Below are 17228 nucleotides of genomic sequence, written 5' to 3' on the forward strand. Positions count from 1 at the left end.
TGGGTGGGCCGCGCGGCGATCTGCGACTTGTTACGCAAGTGCGCCAGCGAACATGCGGCGCGGCGGCTGCACGGCTGAGTTGCCATGGCGCTGGGGGACAATAGCTGGATGTCCGGCCTCGCCGAAGCACCCTCCCCCGCTCTCGAGCAGCACACCCCCATGATGCAGCAGTACCTGGCCATCAAGGCCGGGTACCCGTCCACGCTGGTCTTCTACCGCATGGGCGACTTCTACGAGCTGTTCTTCGCCGATGCCGAGAAGGCCGCGCGCCTGCTCGACATCACGCTGACCCGCCGCGGCAATTCCGCCGGCCAGCCGGTCGTCATGGCCGGCGTGCCCTTCCATTCCGTCGAGGGCTACCTCGCCCGCCTGATCAAGCTCGGCGAATCGGTCGCCATCTGCGAGCAGGTCGGCGACGTCGGCGCCAGCAAGGGCCCGGTGGAGCGCAAGGTGGTGCGCGTGGTCACGCCCGGCACGCTCACCGACAGCGAGCTGCTCGGCGACAAGGCCGAGGCCGTGCTGCTGGCCGTGCACCAGGGCTCGCGCCACCGCTGCGGCCTGGCCTGGCTGTCGGTGACCCAGGGCGCGCTGCAGCTTGCCGAGTGCGCCGGCGACGAACTCGAGGCCTGGGTGGCCCGCATCGCGCCCAGCGAGCTGCTGGCCAGCACCGACGTCACCGCCGCCTTCGGCCAGCGGTTGCGGGCACTGCGCTTTGCCACCAGCGTGTCGCTCACCGAGCGGCCGGCGTTCCAGTTCGACAGCGGCCTGGGCCTGCGCAAGCTGCTGGAGCAGCTGAACGCCGCCACGCTCGCGGCCTGGGGCGCCGACGAGCTGGTGCACGCGCACGCCGCGGCGGCCGCCCTGCTCGCCTATGCCGAGCACACCCAGGGCCGCGCCCTCACCCACGTCCAGGGCCTGCAGGTGCAGCGCGACGACGAGCTGATCGACCTGCCGATCACCACCCGCCGCAACCTGGAGCTAGTGCAGACGCTGCGCGGCGAGGAGGCACCCACCCTGTTCTCCCTGCTGGACACCTGCATGACCGGCATGGGCAGCCGCCTGCTCAAGTGCTGGCTGCTGGAGCCGCGCCGCGACCGCACCCAGGCCGTGGAGCGGCTCGACTCGATCGAGCACCTGCGCGAGGGCGCCTGGCAGCGCCTGCGCGCCGAGCTCAAGGGCACCAGCGACGTCGAGCGCATCACCGCCCGCACGGCGCTGCGCCAGGTGCGCCCGCGCGAGCTGGTGGGCCTGCGCTTCTCACTCGACAAGGCGCGCCAGCTCGCCGCCGCCATCGCCCCGGCCACCCCGCTGCTGGCCCGGCTGGCGCAGGACCTGGCACCGCCCCCCGGCTGCGCCGAGCTGCTGGCCGCCGCCCTGCTGGAGGAGCCGGCCGCGCTGGTGCGCGACGGCGGCGTCATCGCCGCCGGCCACGACGCCGACCTGGACGAGCTGCGCGCCATCCAGACCAACGCCGACGGCTTCCTGGTCGACCTGGAGCAGCGCGAGCGGGCCCGCACCGGCATCGCCAACCTCAAGGTGCAGTTCAACCGGGTGCACGGCTTCTACATCGAGATCACCCAGGGCCAGCTGGACAAGGTGCCCGACGACTACCGGCGCCGCCAGACGCTCAAGAACGCCGAGCGCTTCATCACGCCGGAGCTCAAGGCGTTCGAGGACAAGGCACTGTCGGCCCAGGAAAGGGCACTGGCCCGCGAGAAGTTCCTCTACGAGCAGTTGCTCGACGCCCTGCAGCCACACGTGCCCACCCTGTCGCGGCTGGCGCGCGCGCTGGCCTCGCTCGACGCCCTGTGCGCGCTGGCCGAGCGCTCGCTCACGCTGCACTGGTCGCGCCCGCAGTTCGCGCGCGAGCCCGGCATCGAGATCGTCCAGGGCCGCCATCCGGTGGTGGAGGCGCGGCTGGCCGAGACCAGCGGCGGCGCCTTCATCGCCAACGACACCCGGCTGGGCCCGCGCCAGCGCATGCAGGTGATCACCGGCCCCAACATGGGCGGCAAGAGCACCTACATGCGCCAGGTGGCGCTGGTCTGCCTGCTGGCGGCGATGGGCTCGTACGTGCCGGCCGCCGCCTGCCGGCTGGGGCCGATGGACGCCATCCACACCCGCATCGGCGCGGCCGACGACCTGGCCAACGCCCAGTCCACCTTCATGCTGGAGATGACCGAGGCGGCCCAGATCCTGCATGCGGCCACCGGGCACAGCCTGGTGCTGATGGACGAGATCGGCCGCGGCACCTCCACCTTCGACGGCCTGGCGCTGGCGTCGGGCATCGCTGCGCACCTGCACGACAAGACCCAGGCCTACACCTTGTTCGCGACCCACTATTTCGAGCTGACCGAGTTCCCGGCCCGCCACCACGGCGCCGTGAACGTGCACGTCAGCGCCACCGAATCGGGCGCCGACATCGTCTTCCTGCACGAGATCCAGCCCGGCCCGGCCAGCCGCAGCTACGGCATCCAGGTCGCGCGCCTGGCCGGCATGCCGGCCGCCGTGGTGCACCACGCGCGCCATGCGCTGGCCTCGCTGGAGCAGCAGCAGGAGCTGGCGCGCGAGCAGGTCGACCTGTTCGCGCCGCCACCGGAGGTCGTGGACGCCGGCCCCAGCCCGGTGGAGGCGTCCCTGGCCGCGCTGGACCCGGATACCATGACCCCACGCGAGGCGCTCGATGCGCTGTATGCGCTGAAGAAGAAGTTGTCATGAGCCACCCGCCCCACCCCGTCCTGCCCGGCCCGTGCCGGCACCCCTCGCCATGACCTACTGCGTCGGCATCAAGCTCAACGCCGGGCTGGTGTTCCTGTCCGACTCGCGCACCAACGCGGGCGTGGACCACATCAGCACCTTCCGCAAGATGATCGTCTACGAGCGCGCCGGCGACCGCTTCATGGTCCTGCTGTCGGCCGGCAACCTCTCGATCTCGCAGTCGGTGCGCGAGATCCTGCAGGTCGAGCAGCTCAAGGAAGGCGAAGGCAGCGAGCCGATCACGATCTGGAACGCCCGCAGCATGTTCGACGCCGCCCGGGTGCTGGGGCAGGCGGTGCGCCGGGTCTACGACCGCGACGCCGAGTCGCTCAAGTACGCCGGCGTCGAGTTCAACGTCTCGCTGATCTTCGGCGGCCAGATCAAGGGCGAGGGCATGCGCCTGTTCCACGTCTACTCGGCCGGCAACTTCATCGAGGCCACGTCCGAGACCCCCTACTTCCAGATCGGCGAGAGCAAGTACGGCAAGCCCGTGCTCGACCGCGTGATCACGCCCGACACGCCGCTCGACGAGGCCGCCAAGTGCGCGCTGGTGTCGATGGACTCCACCATGAAGTCCAACCTGTCGGTCGGCCCCCCGCTCGACCTGGTGGTCTACGAGGTCAACCGCTTCCAGTCCGACAAGCTGGTGAGCATCGACATGGCCAACCCGTACTACCGCATGCTGCACAGCAGCTGGGGCCAGAAGCTGCGCGAGGTGTTCGACAGCCTGGACGACCCGGTCTGGGACGATGCCCACACCGAGACCCCGCTCAAGGTGACGGACGGCCAGAACAAGCCGCTGCGCAAGATCACGCGGGCGGAAGAAAAGCTGATCTGACCCTCGCTGGCCGGTGTCCCTGATCGTCTTCTCCCACGCCAACAGCTTCCCTGCGGCCACCTACACGGTGCTGTTCAAGCAGCTGCGCTCGCGCGGCTTCGTCGTCAAGGCGCCCGACAAGTTCGGCCACGATCCGGACTACCCGGTCACCGACAACTGGCCGCACCTGGTGCAGCAGCTGCACGACTTCGCCCGGCGCGAAGTCGACAAGGCGGGCGAGCCGGCCTTCCTGGTCGGCCATTCGCTGGGCGGCTTCCTGAGCGTGCTGGCCGCCACCCGGCATCCCGAACTGGCGCGCGGCGTCCTGATGCTCGACTCGCCCCTGATCGGCGGCTGGAAGGCCACGGCCCTGGGCGCGGCCAAGCAGACCCAGCTGGTGGGCGCCGTGTCGCCGGGGCGCATCAGCCGCCAGCGCAAGAACCGTTGGCCCACCCGGCAGGCGGCCTTCGAGCACTTCCGCCACAAGAAGGCGTTCGCCCACTGGGACGAGCAGGTGCTGCACGACTACGTGAACCTGTGCACCCACGACGAGGACGGCGAACGGGTGCTGAGCTTCGACCGCGCCATCGAGACCACCATCTACGACACCCTGCCCCACCACATCCAGGGGGCCCTGCGCCGCCATCCCCTGCGCTGCCCGGCGGCCTTCATCGGCGGCTGCCAGTCGGAGGAATTGCGCCGGGTGGGGCTGGCATTGACGCAGAAGATCACCGAAGGCCGCGTGATGATGCTCGATGGAAGCCACCTGTTCCCCATGGAGCAGCCCCTGGCCACGGCGGCGGCGATCGAGGCCGCCCTGCGTTCGCTGGAGCACGCCGGTAGGTAATCGCCCGCAGGACGCGGGCGTCCGGCGACGCCCGACGTCCTACAAGCAGGCGCCGCACCGGCGCACAGACGTGGATGGGTTGAAGGCGCACAGTGCACCCATGACTTCCACACAGACCTTCCCGTCGTCCCTGGCGGGGTCCCAGGCGCCGCCCCTGTCGCTGCTGGCGACCGAGCCCCTGCGGGCCCTGTTCGATTTTTGCGCCGGCAAGTTCTCCGACGCGGCGCAGGCCGTCGGCGACGGCCATCCCGTCGTCGTGTTCCCCGGCCTCGGCGCGGCCCCCTTCACCACCTCGCCGCTGCGCCGCTACCTGGGCGAGTCGGGCTTCACCCCCCACTGCTGGGGCCGCGGCGTCAACACCGGGCCCGAGGGCGACTTCGACGCCTGGCTCGATGGGCTGGAGGCCGACGTGCGCCGCTGGCGTGCGGACAGCCGCCGCGCGGTCAGCCTGGTCGGCTGGAGCCTGGGCGGCATCTACGCGCGGGAACTGGCCAAACGCGCGCCGGACTGCGTGCGGCAGGTCATCACGCTGGGCACGCCGTTCGCGTCCATGCGCGGCGCCACCCACGCCGACGCCGTCTACAAGCTGATCAACGGCAGCGCGACCCAGCTGACACCGGAGATGGAGGCGCGGCTGCGCGCCTGCCCGCCGGTGCCCACCACCTCGGTCTTCAGCAAGAGCGACGGCGTGGTGAGCTGGCGCGGCTGCATCGAGAAGAAGTCGCCACAGGCCGAAAGCATCGAGGTCACCGCCAGCCACCTGGGGATGGTCAGCCATCCCGACGTGCTGCGGGTGGTCGTCGACCGGCTGGCGCAGCCGGAGGGTCGCTGGCGCCCGTTCCGGCAACGCGCCGCCTGATCCGAAGGGGCTGCCACGGCGGCCCAAAGAAAAAGGGCTGCCGATGGCAGCCCTCGATGGACCGATCGCACGCTCAGTGCGAGCTGGGCTTGTCGTCGCCTTGCTGGCTGCGCCGGCCGCGGTAGTTCTGCCGGCGCAGGCTGTCCAGCGCCGATGCCGAACCCAGCCCCCAGGTGCTGTCGGCGTCGCGCTGCGGCGGCTCCTGCTGCGGGGCGTCAGGAGCCTTGTCGCCGGCGTCCGGCTGGTTCGAGGGAGGTTGCTGCGGCATCGTGGGCAGGCAGCACGCACATACGCGCCACCTTGGATGCATCTTGCCGTGGAATGCGCGCCGTCCCTGTCGGGTTCGAGCAGATGAAGCAAGTAGGACGGCGCGCCTCGGCCGCGTCAGTCGTGCCAGTCCACCCAGCCCATCGAGGACGTCAGCAGCACCAGCAGGCCGAAGGCGATGCGGTACCAGGCGAAGGGGGTGAACCGGTGGCTGGAGATGTACCGCAGCAGCCAGTGCACGCAGGCCCAGGCACTCACGAACGAGAACAGCAGCCCCACCAGGAACATCGGCAGGTCGGCCGCCGTGAGCAGCGCGCGCTCCTTGTACAGGCTGTACGCGCCGGCGCCGATCAGCGTCGGGATGGCCAGGTAGAACGAGAAGTCGGTCGCCGCCTTGCGCGACAGCCCGAGCAGCATGCCGCCGATGATGGTGGCGCCGCTGCGGCTGGTGCCCGGCACCATGGCCAGGCACTGCACCAGCCCCACCTTCAGCGCATCCAGCGCCGACATCTGGTCGACGTCCTCGATCCGGCTGGCGGCCTGCTGGCGCTTCTCGGCCCACAGGATCACCAGGCCGCCGACGATGAAGGTGGTGGCCACGACACCGGGGGTGAACAGGTGGGCCTTGATGGCCTTGCCCAGCAGCAGCCCGAGCACGACCGCCGGCAGGAAGGCGATGAAGACGTTGAGGGCGAAGCGTTGCGCCTGGCCCTGGGTGGGCAGCGCCACCAGCGTGGACCGGATCTTCTGCCAGTAGACGATGATGACCGCCAGGATGGCGCCGGTCTGGATCGCGATCTCGAAGACCTTGGCCTTCTCGTCGTTCACGCCCAGCAGGGCCCCGGCCAGGATGAGGTGACCGGTGCTGGAGATCGGCAGGAACTCCGTCAGGCCCTCCACCACCCCCATGATCGCGGCCTTGGCCAGCAGGACGACATCCACGCGCTCTTCCTTGTTCGTGACAGCAGCGCGGGATTATCGGCGGGCTCAGCTGGACGCGGCCTGACCGGACGGCCAAAAGTCACGCCAGCGCGGCCCGCAGTTCGGCGGCGCACAACCGTACCGCGGCATTCGCCTCGTCGATCACCTTGCCCATGGTGATGAAGCCGTGGATCTGGCGCTCGAAGCTCACGAGCGTGGCCCGGTTGCCGGCTTCGTCGAGCTTCTGCGCGTAGGCCACGCCCTCGTCGCGCAGCGGGTCGTAGCCGGCCACCAGCACCAGCGCGGGCGGCAGCCCGGCCAGGTCCGGGTGCAGGATGGGCGAGGCGCGCCAGTCCTGGTCATGGCGCGGGTCGTCAATGTAGAGGTCGTGGTAATAGGCCACCGTTTCCTGCTCCAGCAGGTAGCCCTTGCCGTTGCGCGTGCGCGAGGGATAGTCGGTGCGCTGGTCGGTCGCCGGGTAGATCAGCAGCTGGTAGCGGATGGCCGGGCCGCCACCGTCGCGCGCCGCCAGTGCCACCACGGTCGCCAGGTTGCCGCCGGCGCTGTCGCCGCCCACCGCCAGCCGGGTCGGATCGACCTGCAGGGCGGCCGCGTTCGCCACCACCCATTGCGTTGCCGCCACGCAGTCGTGCATCGCCGCTGGGAACCGGCTTTCCGGGCCCAGCCGGTAGTCGACCGCCACCACCGCGCAACCGGCACCGTTGGCCAGCGTGCGGCAGAGCACGTCGTGGGTGTCGAGGTCGCCGATCACCCAGCCGCCGCCGTGGAAGTACACCAGCACCGGCACGACGTCGCCCGCGCGGCTGCCCGCCGGCCGGTACAGCCGCAACGGGATCGCGCCGGCCGGCCCGCTGGCCTGCAGCTCGCGCACGTCCGCCACGTCCGGCGGCTCGGGCTGGGTGACCGCGCGCCGCACCCGGTAGAACTCGCGCGCCTGCTGGGGCGTGAGGGTGTGGGTGGGCGGGATGTTTCTGGATTCGATGAGGCGCAACAGCGCCTGGGCTTGGGGATGCAGCATGGGACTCCTGGGGGCCAGGGCCGGATGGTGCCGCAAGCCGGACGTCCGCGGCATGGGGGGCTCGACCGCGATCGATCTCCGGCTCGAGGTTCGTGGTTCGTGCCCGATCCGCAGTCGGGAGATGGATGCCGGGTCAAGCCCGGCATGACGACTTTTGGGGGTCGGGCCCGGCATGACGACTTGCAGGGTCGAGCCCGGCAGAACGACTTTCTGGGTCGCGCCTGCGCGACGACCCCCAATTCCGGGACGCCCCCACTTCGTCATTGCGGGCTCGACCCGCAATCCATCTCCGGGACCTGGCGCGACCGGGGACGTGAACACGGCTGTGACGGCCTGGCACCTGGAGATGGATGCCGGGCCAAGCCCGGCATGACGACTCCTTGAGCGTCTGACCCCAGCCCAGCCGGCCTGCAGTTCGCGCCGCCATCCTGCACTTCGCTCCCCCGCCGGCGCGGTTCGTCCCAAGCCGCTGGAGCGCCCGGCGCCCGGTCGGCACAGTCCGTCTCCATCGACCTTCGCCCCGGAGCCCGCCATGCAACTGACCCCCATCATCGCCGTCCACATGACCGCCGCGCTGGGCGCGCTGGCCACCGGTCCCGTCGCGCTGTGGGCGCGCCGCGGCCGCCAGCAACGCCCCCGGCTGCACCGCGCCTTCGGCTACGCCTGGGTGACCCTGATGGTGGTCGCGGCCGTGTCGGCGCTGTTCATCCGCGACCGTTCGCTGCCCAACCTGGGCGGCTACACCCCCATCCACCTGCTGGTGCCGGTGACGCTGGCGATGCTGGTGGTCTCGTTCCGGCGCCTGGCCCTGGGCAACGTCGCCGGCCATCGCGCCGTGATGCAGCGGCTGTACGTCGGCGCCTGCCTGGTTGCCGGCGCCTTCACCCTGCTGCCGAACCGCTACCTCGGCCGCCTGCTCTGGACCAGCGTCGGGCTGGCCTGAACCCTTCCACCCGCACGCCAGGAGACCACCATGCTGCTGTCCATCGTCCTGCACCAGCCCCAGCTGCTGATCGCCATCGTCCGCGGCACGCCCACCTGGGTCTGGGGGCTGCTCGCCGCCCTGGTCGGCTTCGGCGCCAGCCAGCTGCGCGACCGCACCGCCAGCCTGGCGCGCATCTCCACCCTGCCGGTCGCGATGGCCGCCTTCTCGGCCTTCGGCATGGTGAGCGCCTTCGGCGCGGCGCCGAACATGGACGAGCTGCTGGCCGTGTGGCTGGGCGTCGCGGCCGCGGTCACGGCGGCCCTGGCTCCGGGCCGCGCGGCCGCCGTGTACGACGCCCGCCGCCGCGAGTACCGCCTGCCGGGCAGCGTGGTGCCGCTGCTGCTGATGGCCGGCATCTTCCTCGTGAAGTGGAGCGTCGGCGTCGAGCTGGCGCTGCAGCCCCAGGTGGTGCGCGACGCCAGCTTCACCCTCCCGGTGGCGGCCCTCTACGGCCTGGCCACCGGCCTGTTCGTCGGCCGCGCCGCCCGCCTGTGGCGCCTGGCCGTCCGGCGCCCGGCCGTCGCACCGGCGTCCGCCTGATCCATCCACCCTGCCAAGGAGAAACCTCATGGACACGACCCTGAACCACGACGACCTCGACCGCCTCGCCCGCCGGCGTGCCGGTGCCAAGCTGGGCTGGATGATCCACGCCACCGTCTTCGTCGCCGTCAACCTGCTGCTGGCGTTCCTGTCCGCCTCCAGCGGCCGCGGCTGGGCCATCTACCCCGCGCTCGGCTGGTCGATCGGGCTGGCCGTGCACGGCGTGCTGGTGTATGGCCTGGGCGGCGGCAGCGGCCTGTACGCGCAACTGGTGCAACGGGAGCGGGCCCGCCTGGCCGCCCGGGATCCGTGGTGAGCCGCGCCCTGCAGCGCCGGTTGCTGGCGGGCCTGCTGGCCGCCTGCGCCACCGCCGTCCAGGCCGGCATGGGCGTGCTGCAGCTGCCGCCGGCGGAAGGGGACGGCCCGGTGACCGTGTTCTATCCCTCCAGCGCCGCCGACCAGCCGGTGCAGCGCGGCCCCTTCCACCTGCGCCTGGCCGTCGACGGGGCACCGGTGCGCGGCAACGGCCGGCTGGTGGCGCTGTCGCACGGCTCCGGCGGCAATCCCTGGGTGCACACGGACCTGGCCCGCGCGCTGGTCGATGCCGGCTTCACCGTCGCCCTGCCCGAGCACCAGGGCGACAACGCCCGCGACCCCGGCCGGCCCGGCCCCGAGAGCTGGAAGCTGCGGCCGGCCGAGGTGTCGCGGGCCATCGACGCGGTCGGGCGCGACGCCCGCCTGGCGCCCCTGCTGGAACTGGACCGCGTCGGCCTGTACGGCATGTCGGCGGGCGGCCACACGGCCCTGGTGCTGGCCGGCGGACGCTGGTCGCCGGCGCGCTTTCGCGACCACTGCGAGGCCCATATCGCCGACGACTTCCCGGCCTGCGTGGGGCTGCTCACGCGCCTGAACGGCGACGTGCTCGACGGGGTGAAGCAGGCCGTCGCCGTGCGCGTGATCCGCAGCCGGTTCGACGACGAGAGCCCGCAGGCACACAGCGACCCGCGCATCCAGGCAGTGGTGGCCGGCGTGCCCTTCGCGGCCGACTTCGATCCGGCTTCGCTCGCCCGGCCGCGCGTGCCGCTGGCGCTGGTGACCGCGGGCGGCGACCGGTGGCTGGCGCCGCGCCTGCACGGCGGCGCCGTCCTGGCCGCCTGCCTGCCCCGCTGCGAGTGGCTGGCCGACCTGCCCGGCGCGGGCCACGGCGCCCTGCTGTCGCCGCTGCCCCCGCTCGACAGGCTGGGCGACGTCGCACGCGAGCTGCTGGACGACCCGCCCGGGTTCGACCGCACGCAGATGGCCGCCATCGACCGCCTCATCGCAGCCTGGTTCACCCGGCGCCTCGCCACCCCGCAACCCTAGAATGCCCCGCTGATGCCCGAGCGCCGCCTGACCCCCGACGAAATCGACCGCCTGGCGCGCAAGCGTGCCGGCGCCAAGCTGGGCTGGTACATCCACGCCACCGTGTACGTGCTGGTCAACCTCGTCATGCTGGGCATGTCGCACCATGGCTTCGGCACCCGCCCCTGGTCGGTGTTCCCGGTCCTGGGCTGGGGCCTGGGCCTGGTGCTGCACGGCGTGTCGGTATTCGTGCTGGGTCGTGGCAGCGGCGTGCGCGAATACCTGGTGCGGCGCGAGCGCGAGCGCCTCGAACGCGAGAACAGCGGGCCGTCGCCATGAGGCTGGACTGGGTCGACAAGCTGCAGCACATGCTGCAGACGGCGGCCTTCTGCCTGGCCGTCGCCACCCTGCAATACGCGTTCGAGCCGACGCGCCCCTACGGCCCGCCGCTGGCGTACTCGCTGGCCATCGGGCTGCTCACCTGGGCGATCGTCGACCTGGGCCGGCACCTCGTGCCCTCCGCGGCCGAGACCGGCTGGCCGACCGGCATCCAGGGGCTGGCGCTGGTCCTCGTGGGCATCGTGCTGGGCTGGTTCGGCGGCAACGCCATCGGCGACCTGCTGTGCCGCACCTTCGGCCTCTACCCCCCCGGCCTGGTGATCGACCGCGGGCGCGACCTGCGCAACTCGATCCTGATCACGGCCATGGCCGGCATCGCGGGCAGCTACTACTTCTACAGCCGCAACCGGGGTGCCTACCTGGAGCGCCGCATGGGCGAGGCGCAGCGCCACGCGAACGAGGCGCGCCTGAAGCTGCTGGAGACGCAGCTCGAGCCGCACATGCTGTTCAACACGCTGGCCAACCTGCGGGCGCTGATCGGCGTCGACCCGGCGCGGGCGCAGCACATGCTCGATCACATGATCGCCTACCTGCGCTCCACGCTCGACGCGTCGCGCGCCACCACGCACCCGCTGCAGGCCGAGTTCGACCGCCTGCGCGACTACCTGGCGCTGATGGCCATCCGCATGGGCGAGCGCCTGCAGGTCGACCTGCAGCTGCCCGCCGACCTGGCGCTGCAGCCCGTGCCTACCCTGCTGTTGCAACCGCTGGTGGAAAACGCCATCCAGCACGGGCTGGAGCCGCAGGTCGGGGGCGGCCGGCTCACCGTGGCGGCGCGGCGCGACGATGGCCAGCTGGTGCTGGAGGTCACCGACAGCGGCGCCGGCCTGAGCGGCTCCACGCCCGGCAGCGGCTTCGGCCTGGCGCAGGTGCGCGAGCGCCTGGCCACCCTGCACGGCAGCCGCGCCACGCTGTCGCTCGAACCGGCGCAGCCGCGCGGCACCCGCGCCACCATCCGCCTGCCCGCCGCATGACCGCGCCCACCGCCCTGATCGCCGAGGACGAACCCCTGCTGGCCCAGGCCCTGCGGGCCGAACTGGCACGCGCCTGGCCCGAGCTGGTGGTCGCCGGCGTGGTGGGCGACGGGGCGTCGGCGGTGCGCGAGGCGCTGGCGCTGCGGCCCGACGTGCTGTTCTTCGACATCCGCATGCCCGGCCAGGGCGGCCTGGAAGCGGCCACCGAGCTGGCCGAGGACTGGCCCGCGGGCGCGCCGTTCCCGGCCCTGGTGTTCGTCACCGCCTACGACCAGTACGCGGTGCAGGCCTTCGAGGCGCGGGCGATCGACTACGTGCTCAAGCCGGTGCAGGCCGAACGCCTGGCCCGGACGGTGGTGCGGCTGCAGGAGACGCTGGCCCAGCGCGCCGGCGGCAGCGGCGGCCTCGATGCCGCCGTCGACCAGCTGCGCCACCTGCTGGCCGCGCGAGCCCCGGCGGCGGCGCCGCTGCGCGTCATCCAGGCCAGCGTGGGCACTGCGCTGCGCATGGTGCCGGTCGACGAGGTGCTGGTGTTCGAGGCCGCCGACAAGTACGTGCGCGTGCTCACCGCGGCCCACGAGTACCTGATCCGCACCCCGCTCAAGGAGCTGGTGCCGCAGCTGGACGCCCAGGCGTTCTGGCAGGTGCACCGCGGCACGGTGGTGCGCGCCGACGCCATCGACACCGTCACCCGCGACGAGGCCGGCAAGCTGCACCTGCAATTGCGCGGCCGGCCGGAGAAGTGGCCGGTGAGCCGGCTGTACGCGCATCTGTTCCGGGCGATGTAGACGGGTGCCCGGCATGCCGGGCTTGCCCCTGTGCCGGGTTCGACCCCTTGGCCTCGCGGGTGAGCGAATGCCGTCGTTGCGGGCGAGGAGATTTCGTCATTGCGGGCTCGACCCGCAATCCATCCCCAGGACCTGGCACGCCCCGGGACGTGAACACGGCAGTGGCTGGTTGGCGGCCTGAAGATGGATGCCGGGTCGAGCCCGGCATGACGAGGACAGGGGACGAGCCCGGCCTGACGCAAAGGGCGGCATTCCGCCCGGCAGTCACCCCCGCACCGACGCCCACCATTCCCTGGCCGTCGCCTTCACCACCGACAGCGCCTCCGGGTCGCCCTTGAGCAGGGCACCGATCGACGCCTTCGCCTGCTTGGGCGTGACGTGCGGCGGGATGGGCAGGACGTTGGGGTCGACCACGAGGTCCAGCACCACCGGTCGGTCGGCGCCCAGCGCCTCTTCCAGTGCCAGCGTCACCTGCTCGGGCCGCTCGACCCGCAGGCCGCCCAGGCCGAGCAGCCGGGCGTAGTCGGCATACGGGAACCCGGGCAGCAGCTGCGAGGCGTCAAAGCGCGGCGCACCGGTGGTGCCGCGCTGTTCCCAGGTCACCATGTTCAGGTCGCCGTTGTTCAGCACCAGCACCACCAGCCGCGGGTCGGCCCACTGCTTCCAGCGGTGGGCGATGGTCACCAGCGCGTTCAGGCCAAGCATCTGCATGGCGCCATCGCCCAGCAGCGCGAGCGCCGGCCGGCCGGGATAGGCCAGCTTGGCCGCCAGCGCATACGGCAAGGCGCAGCCCATCGACGCCAGTCCGCCCGAGACCGAGCCCATCATCCCCTGGCGGAACTTCAGGTCGCGCGCGTACCAGGCCGCGCTGGTGCCCGAATCGCAGCAGACGATGGCATCGTCGGGCAGGCGCGGCGACAGCTCGTGGAACACGCGTTGCGGATTGATGGGCACGGCATCGCTGGCGGCTCGCTCGGCCAGGGTGCGCCACCACTTGTCCACGCCGGCCTCGATCTGCTGGCGCCACGCCCGGTCGCTCTTCGGCTGCAGCAGGGGCAGCAAGGCCTGCAGGGTCTTGCGGCTGTCGCCCACCAGGTTCACTTCGGTCGGGTAGCGCAGGCCCAGGCGCCGGTTGTCCAGGTCGATCTGCACCGCGCGCGCCTGGCCCTCCTTGGGCAGGTATTCCGAATAGGGGAAGCTGGTGCCGACCATCAGCAGCGTGTCGCAGCCCTGCATGAGCGCCCAGCTCGGTTCGGTGCCCAGCAGGCCGATGGCGCCGGTGACGAACGGCAGGTCGTCCGGCACGACGGCCTTGCCGAGCAGCGCCTTGGCGATGCCAGCGCCCAGCCGGTCCGCCAGCGCGATGACCTCCTGGCCCGCCTGCAGCGCGCCGGCGCCCACCAGGATGGCCACGCGCTGGCCGGCGTTGAGCACGTCGGCGGCGGCCTGCAGCGCGCCCGCATCCGGCACCTGCGCCTCGCCGGTGACGCCGATGCCGCTGTGCACCGAGCCGTGTTCGCGCGGCGGCGTCTCCACTGCAGCGGCCTCCTGCAGGTCGTTGGGCAGGATCACGCAGGTGACCGTGCGCTGGTCGCGCGCGATGCGCATGGCACGGTCGATGAGGTGCCGCACCTGGGCCGGCACCATGGCGGTCTGCACGAACTCGTGCGCGACGTCCTTGAACAGCGCCGCGAGGTCCACCTCCTGCTGGTAGTCGCCGCCCATGGCCATGCGCGCCTGCTGCCCGACGATGGCCACCACCGGCTGGTGGTCGGCCTTGGCGTCGTACAGGCCATTGAGGAGGTGGATGGCACCCGGCCCCGACGTGGCCAGGCACACGCCCACCTCGCCGGTGAACTTCGCGTGCGCGCAGGCCATGAAGGCCGCGAGCTCCTCGTGGCGGGCCTGCACGAACTCCAGTGCCGGCACGCGCGGGAACGCCGTGACCACGCCGTTGATGCCATCGCCCGGATACCCGAACACGCGCCGCACGCCCCACGCCTGCAGGCGCTCGAGGACCTGGTCACCCACTGTCTTGCTGCTCATGCGAGGCAGCTTAGGCAGCGCGCCGCCTCCATGGCGTCAGTGCATGGCGCGCGGGCTGTCAGCGCGCAGCAGTGTCGAGTAGCGCAATCGACCCTGCGGTCGCGTTCCATTCGAGACAAATTGCGGCTCCGTCCTACAGCCCCTGAAAGTGGCCTGCGGTTTACTACGGGCACGGAATTGCAGGGGCTGGCAGGCATGCGCACAGCCAACCCCTCAGGGAAATCACCCCGACTCCTCTGAGTCCCCTCCTCCTCCGGGGTGAGCTGGTCCGGCCCTCCGTCCCGCGACTGGCATGTTGCCCCCAGGCCCAAAGCCTGGGGGCTCTTTTTTGGGCGGTCGCTTCGTGTTCAGTCGGGCTGGTGGAGGTGTCGTGTAGGACCAACCCGTCAGGTCCGATCCCGCCTACGACTGGTCCTCGTGCACACGGGCAAGTGCCCGCCCGCACGGCGCCTACGGTGTCATGAATGTCGCAGGAGACGCGGCATCACCACCATGGCCCGAGACGATTCACCGCAACGCGATCCTGAAAACAAGCGCAGCCCTTCGGCGACACGGACGGCGCGGGCCAATGCCTGGGGTCCGCGGCGCGGCAAGAGCGGCTACGGGCTGGACAGCATCCGCCCGCACCTGATGGCCCAGATCGAGCGGCAGAAGCTGCTGCACCCCACCTTCCCGCCCGAGCCACCGCTGCGCGGCGAGGACGAGTGACGACAGGTGTGACGGGCGGCCGGCATCTCGACCACGGTCACATTCATCGGCAAGGCTGGCTGCGCTGACTAAACTCCGGGGGTCGTGACCCTCGCCGCTTTCCGCCGCACCCTTCGCAGCCACCCGCTTGGCTGGCTGCTGGTGCTGGCCTTGTGGCTACCGGCGGCGCAATGGGCGGCAGCCACCCACGCGCTGCTGCACCTGCAGTCTGCCAGCGCGGGATCGGACCGGCAGGCGCCCGCCCATCTGCCCATCCAGTGCGACCTTTGCGCCGTCGCCGCCGTGGTCGGCGGCGCCGCGCCGGCGTCTGCCGCTCCCGCCGCGCTGCCACCCGCGCCACCGCTCGCGCAACCGTCCTTCCAACCTGCCCCCGCCCCGCGCCCCGTCGCAATAGCGGCCTATCGCAGCCGCGCCCCACCGCTCCCGCACGCCTGATTGCCGGTTGCACGCGCGGAACCCGCGCGTGCGCTTGTCATTCGTGCAAGGAGCACTCCATGGAATCCACTTGGCGCCGGGCAGGGCTGGTCCTCTGCCTCGCCGCGGGCAGTGCCGCTGCCCAACCCGCCCCCGACACCCAGAGCCTGCGCCGCGAACTCGACGCGATGCGGGCCGAATACGAGCAGCGCATCCGTGCGCTGGAAGAGCGCCTGCGTGCGGCCGAGCAGGCCGCGCAAAGCCAGCAGGCGCCCGCTCAAAGCCAACAGGCCGCGCCGGGAGCAGTCGTCGTTCCCGCCGTGCCGGCGGCAGTGGCCGTTCCCGCAGTGCCTGCGCCGTCGCCCACGCCGACCGCGCGCGCCAGTCCACCACCGCTGCTCGAGGCATCGCTCATCCTGTCCGGCCAGTACACGCACACCTCGCGCGACCCGGCCGACTACCGCATCCGCGGCTTCCCGCTGCCGCCGACCGCCGAGATCGGGCCCGGCACCCGCGGCTTCAGCCTCGCCGAAAGCGAACTGGGGCTCACCGCCAACATCGACCCGTGGTTCCGGGGCTTTGCCGCCATTGCCTTCACGCCGGACAACCAGGTGTCGGTCGAGGAGGCGTACGTGCAGACCACGTCCCTGGGCCAGGGACTGACGCTGAAGGCCGGCCGCTTCTTCTCCAGCGTCGGCTACCTGAATGCCCAGCACGCCCACACCTGGGACTTCGTCGACGCGCCGCTGGCCTACCAGGCCATGCTGGGCAGGCAGTTCGGCGACGACGGCGTGCAGCTGGCCTGGCTCGCGCCGACCGATCAGTTCTTCGAGATTCGCGCAGAGCTGGGCCGCGGCCGCAGCTTCCCGGGCACCGACACCAACCGCAACGGCGCCGGCATGGCCGCCGTCTCCGCCCACAGCGGCGGCGACATCGGCGACAGCCACAGCTGGCGCGCCGGCCTGTCCTTCCTGCGCGCCCGCGCCGACAACCAGGACCTGGCCGCCTTCGACAGCGTCGGCAACCCGATCACCAACGCCTTCACCGGCAACACCAGGGTCTGGGTGGCCGACGCGGTGTGGAAGTGGGCGCCCAACGGCAATCCGTCGCGCCAGAACTTCAAGCTGCAGGCCGAATACCTGTACAGCACGCGGGACGGCTCGGTCGTGGTCGACACCACGGGGCTCGCCTCGCCGGGCAACTTCCGGGCCTCGCAGTCGGGCTGGTACCTGCAAGGCCTCTACCAATTCATGCCGCGCTGGCGCGTGGGGCTGCGCACCGAGCGCCTCAATCCGGGCGTGCCCGACTACGGCGCCAACGCCGGCCTCGTCGGCCTGGACAGCGGCAACCCGACCAAGCAGACCCTGATGCTGGACTGGAGTCCCAGCGAGTTCTCGCGCTGGCGTCTCCAGGCTGCGCAGGACCGCGCCCGCCCCGGCGACCCCGACTGGCAGTGGACGGTGCAATACCAGATGAGCCTGGGCGCGCACGGCGCGCACAGCTATTGAGAAGGAGACCTCGATGAC

General features: G+C 71.7%; 18 protein-coding genes. 14 read left to right on the forward strand and 4 right to left on the reverse strand.

Features of this window, described 5'->3' with window-relative positions; all coding sequences use genetic code 11:
- Positions 1-108 precede the first annotated feature (108 nt).
- The 4 genes from mutS (at position 109) to GON04_RS04130 (ending at position 5280) form a co-directional block, all read left to right on the forward strand.
- The gene (gene mutS, locus GON04_RS04115) at positions 109-2718 is read left to right on the forward strand and encodes a DNA mismatch repair protein MutS (protein ID WP_157396695.1); all 2610 of its coding nucleotides are present in this window, start codon (positions 109-111) and stop codon (positions 2716-2718) included.
- Positions 2719-2767: 49 nt separating this feature from the next.
- Positions 2768-3595: a proteasome-type protease gene (locus GON04_RS04120; RefSeq protein WP_157398341.1), complete on the forward strand. Its 828-nt coding sequence runs from the start codon at positions 2768-2770 to the stop codon at positions 3593-3595.
- Between the two features lie 13 nt (positions 3596-3608).
- Entirely contained in the window at positions 3609-4421 is an 813-nt protein-coding gene (locus GON04_RS04125; protein ID WP_181653880.1) for an alpha/beta fold hydrolase, read from the forward strand.
- A gap of 100 nt (positions 4422-4521) precedes the next feature.
- Positions 4522-5280 (forward strand): esterase/lipase family protein, encoded by a 759-nt coding sequence (locus GON04_RS04130; RefSeq protein WP_157396696.1) that lies wholly within the window; start codon positions 4522-4524, stop codon positions 5278-5280.
- 73 nt (positions 5281-5353) lie between these two features.
- Here the strand turns inward: GON04_RS04130 and GON04_RS04135 are convergent, their stop codons facing one another.
- The 3 genes from GON04_RS04135 to GON04_RS04145 form a co-directional block, all read right to left on the reverse strand.
- Positions 5354-5548: a hypothetical protein gene (locus GON04_RS04135; RefSeq protein ID WP_157396697.1), complete on the reverse strand. Its 195-nt coding sequence runs from the start codon at positions 5546-5548 to the stop codon at positions 5354-5356.
- A 116-nt stretch (positions 5549-5664) separates the two neighbouring features.
- Positions 5665-6489, reverse strand: coding sequence for an undecaprenyl-diphosphate phosphatase (locus tag GON04_RS04140; RefSeq protein ID WP_181653881.1), 825 nt, complete (start codon positions 6487-6489; stop codon positions 5665-5667).
- 79 nt (positions 6490-6568) lie between these two features.
- Positions 6569-7507, reverse strand: a complete 939-nt coding sequence (locus GON04_RS04145; RefSeq protein ID WP_157396698.1) for an alpha/beta hydrolase — start codon at positions 7505-7507, stop codon at positions 6569-6571.
- A 532-nt stretch (positions 7508-8039) separates the two neighbouring features.
- Between GON04_RS04145 and GON04_RS04150 the strand changes: the two genes are divergently transcribed.
- From GON04_RS04150 to GON04_RS04180, 7 genes are all read left to right on the forward strand, one after another.
- Positions 8040-8450 (forward strand): DUF2306 domain-containing protein, encoded by a 411-nt coding sequence (locus GON04_RS04150; RefSeq protein WP_157396699.1) that lies wholly within the window; start codon positions 8040-8042, stop codon positions 8448-8450.
- 30 nt (positions 8451-8480) lie between these two features.
- The gene (locus GON04_RS04155) at positions 8481-9032 is read left to right on the forward strand and encodes a DUF6622 family protein (protein WP_157396700.1); all 552 of its coding nucleotides are present in this window, start codon (positions 8481-8483) and stop codon (positions 9030-9032) included.
- Positions 9033-9060: 28 nt separating this feature from the next.
- A complete protein-coding gene (locus GON04_RS04160; protein ID WP_157396701.1) occupies positions 9061-9348 on the forward strand; it encodes a 2TM domain-containing protein in 288 nt (95 codons plus the stop codon).
- Between the two features lie 68 nt (positions 9349-9416).
- The gene (locus GON04_RS04165; RefSeq protein WP_232533022.1) at positions 9417-10394 is read left to right on the forward strand and encodes an alpha/beta hydrolase family protein; all 978 of its coding nucleotides are present in this window, start codon (positions 9417-9419) and stop codon (positions 10392-10394) included.
- A 12-nt stretch (positions 10395-10406) separates the two neighbouring features.
- Positions 10407-10712 carry a 2TM domain-containing protein gene (locus GON04_RS04170; protein ID WP_157396702.1) on the forward strand — a complete coding sequence of 102 codons (306 nt, stop codon included), beginning with the start codon at positions 10407-10409 and terminating at the stop codon, positions 10710-10712.
- The gene (locus GON04_RS04175) at positions 10709-11746 is read left to right on the forward strand and encodes a sensor histidine kinase (RefSeq protein ID WP_157396703.1); all 1038 of its coding nucleotides are present in this window, start codon (positions 10709-10711) and stop codon (positions 11744-11746) included. The genes GON04_RS04170 and GON04_RS04175 overlap by 4 nt, the downstream gene beginning before the upstream one ends.
- Positions 11743-12534 carry a LytR/AlgR family response regulator transcription factor gene (locus tag GON04_RS04180; RefSeq protein ID WP_157396704.1) on the forward strand — a complete coding sequence of 264 codons (792 nt, stop codon included), beginning with the start codon at positions 11743-11745 and terminating at the stop codon, positions 12532-12534. Before GON04_RS04175 ends, GON04_RS04180 begins: the two co-directional genes overlap by 4 nt.
- Before the next feature lie 264 nt (positions 12535-12798).
- Here the strand turns inward: GON04_RS04180 and GON04_RS04185 are convergent, their stop codons facing one another.
- A complete protein-coding gene (locus GON04_RS04185; RefSeq protein WP_157396705.1) occupies positions 12799-14580 on the reverse strand; it encodes a thiamine pyrophosphate-requiring protein in 1782 nt (593 codons plus the stop codon).
- A gap of 492 nt (positions 14581-15072) precedes the next feature.
- On the opposite strand from GON04_RS04185, the gene GON04_RS04190 reads away from it, so the two are divergent.
- The 3 genes from GON04_RS04190 (at position 15073) to GON04_RS04195 (ending at position 17210) form a co-directional block, all read left to right on the forward strand.
- Positions 15073-15288: a hypothetical protein gene (locus GON04_RS04190; protein ID WP_157396706.1), complete on the forward strand. Its 216-nt coding sequence runs from the start codon at positions 15073-15075 to the stop codon at positions 15286-15288.
- An 84-nt stretch (positions 15289-15372) separates the two neighbouring features.
- A complete protein-coding gene (locus tag GON04_RS26540) occupies positions 15373-15723 on the forward strand; it encodes a hypothetical protein (protein WP_198349205.1) in 351 nt (116 codons plus the stop codon).
- Positions 15724-15782: 59 nt separating this feature from the next.
- The gene (locus GON04_RS04195; RefSeq protein WP_157396707.1) at positions 15783-17210 is read left to right on the forward strand and encodes a porin family protein; all 1428 of its coding nucleotides are present in this window, start codon (positions 15783-15785) and stop codon (positions 17208-17210) included.
- Positions 17211-17228: the final 18 nt, after the last annotated feature.

This window comes from Ramlibacter pinisoli, from assembly GCF_009758015.1.
GTDB classification, from domain to species: Bacteria; Pseudomonadota; Gammaproteobacteria; order Burkholderiales; family Burkholderiaceae_C; genus Ramlibacter; species Ramlibacter pinisoli.

Bases quoted from the DNA above. Each gene is read 5' to 3' on its own strand.
- GON04_RS04130 (WP_157396696.1), top strand. From the start codon at position 4,522: ATGACTTCCACACAGACCTTCCCGTCGTCCCTGGCGGGGTCCCAGGCG.
- GON04_RS04175 (WP_157396703.1), top strand. From the start codon at position 10,709: ATGAGGCTGGACTGGGTCGACAAGCTGCAGCACATGCTGCAGACGGCG.
- GON04_RS04150 (WP_157396699.1), top strand. From the start codon at position 8,040: ATGCAACTGACCCCCATCATCGCCGTCCACATGACCGCCGCGCTGGGC.
- GON04_RS04145 (WP_157396698.1), bottom strand. From the start codon at position 7,507: ATGCTGCATCCCCAAGCCCAGGCGCTGTTGCGCCTCATCGAATCCAGA.
- GON04_RS04155 (WP_157396700.1), top strand. From the start codon at position 8,481: ATGCTGCTGTCCATCGTCCTGCACCAGCCCCAGCTGCTGATCGCCATC.
- GON04_RS04165 (WP_232533022.1), top strand. From the start codon at position 9,417: ATGGGCGTGCTGCAGCTGCCGCCGGCGGAAGGGGACGGCCCGGTGACC.
- GON04_RS04195 (WP_157396707.1), top strand. From the start codon at position 15,783: ATGGAATCCACTTGGCGCCGGGCAGGGCTGGTCCTCTGCCTCGCCGCG.
- GON04_RS04120 (WP_157398341.1), top strand. From the start codon at position 2,768: ATGACCTACTGCGTCGGCATCAAGCTCAACGCCGGGCTGGTGTTCCTG.
- GON04_RS04180 (WP_157396704.1), top strand. From the start codon at position 11,743: ATGACCGCGCCCACCGCCCTGATCGCCGAGGACGAACCCCTGCTGGCC.
- GON04_RS04135 (WP_157396697.1), bottom strand. From the start codon at position 5,548: ATGCCGCAGCAACCTCCCTCGAACCAGCCGGACGCCGGCGACAAGGCT.
- GON04_RS04190 (WP_157396706.1), top strand. From the start codon at position 15,073: ATGGCCCGAGACGATTCACCGCAACGCGATCCTGAAAACAAGCGCAGC.
- GON04_RS04170 (WP_157396702.1), top strand. From the start codon at position 10,407: ATGCCCGAGCGCCGCCTGACCCCCGACGAAATCGACCGCCTGGCGCGC.
- GON04_RS04185 (WP_157396705.1), bottom strand. From the start codon at position 14,580: ATGAGCAGCAAGACAGTGGGTGACCAGGTCCTCGAGCGCCTGCAGGCG.
- GON04_RS04160 (WP_157396701.1), top strand. From the start codon at position 9,061: ATGGACACGACCCTGAACCACGACGACCTCGACCGCCTCGCCCGCCGG.
- mutS (WP_157396695.1), top strand. From the start codon at position 109: ATGTCCGGCCTCGCCGAAGCACCCTCCCCCGCTCTCGAGCAGCACACC.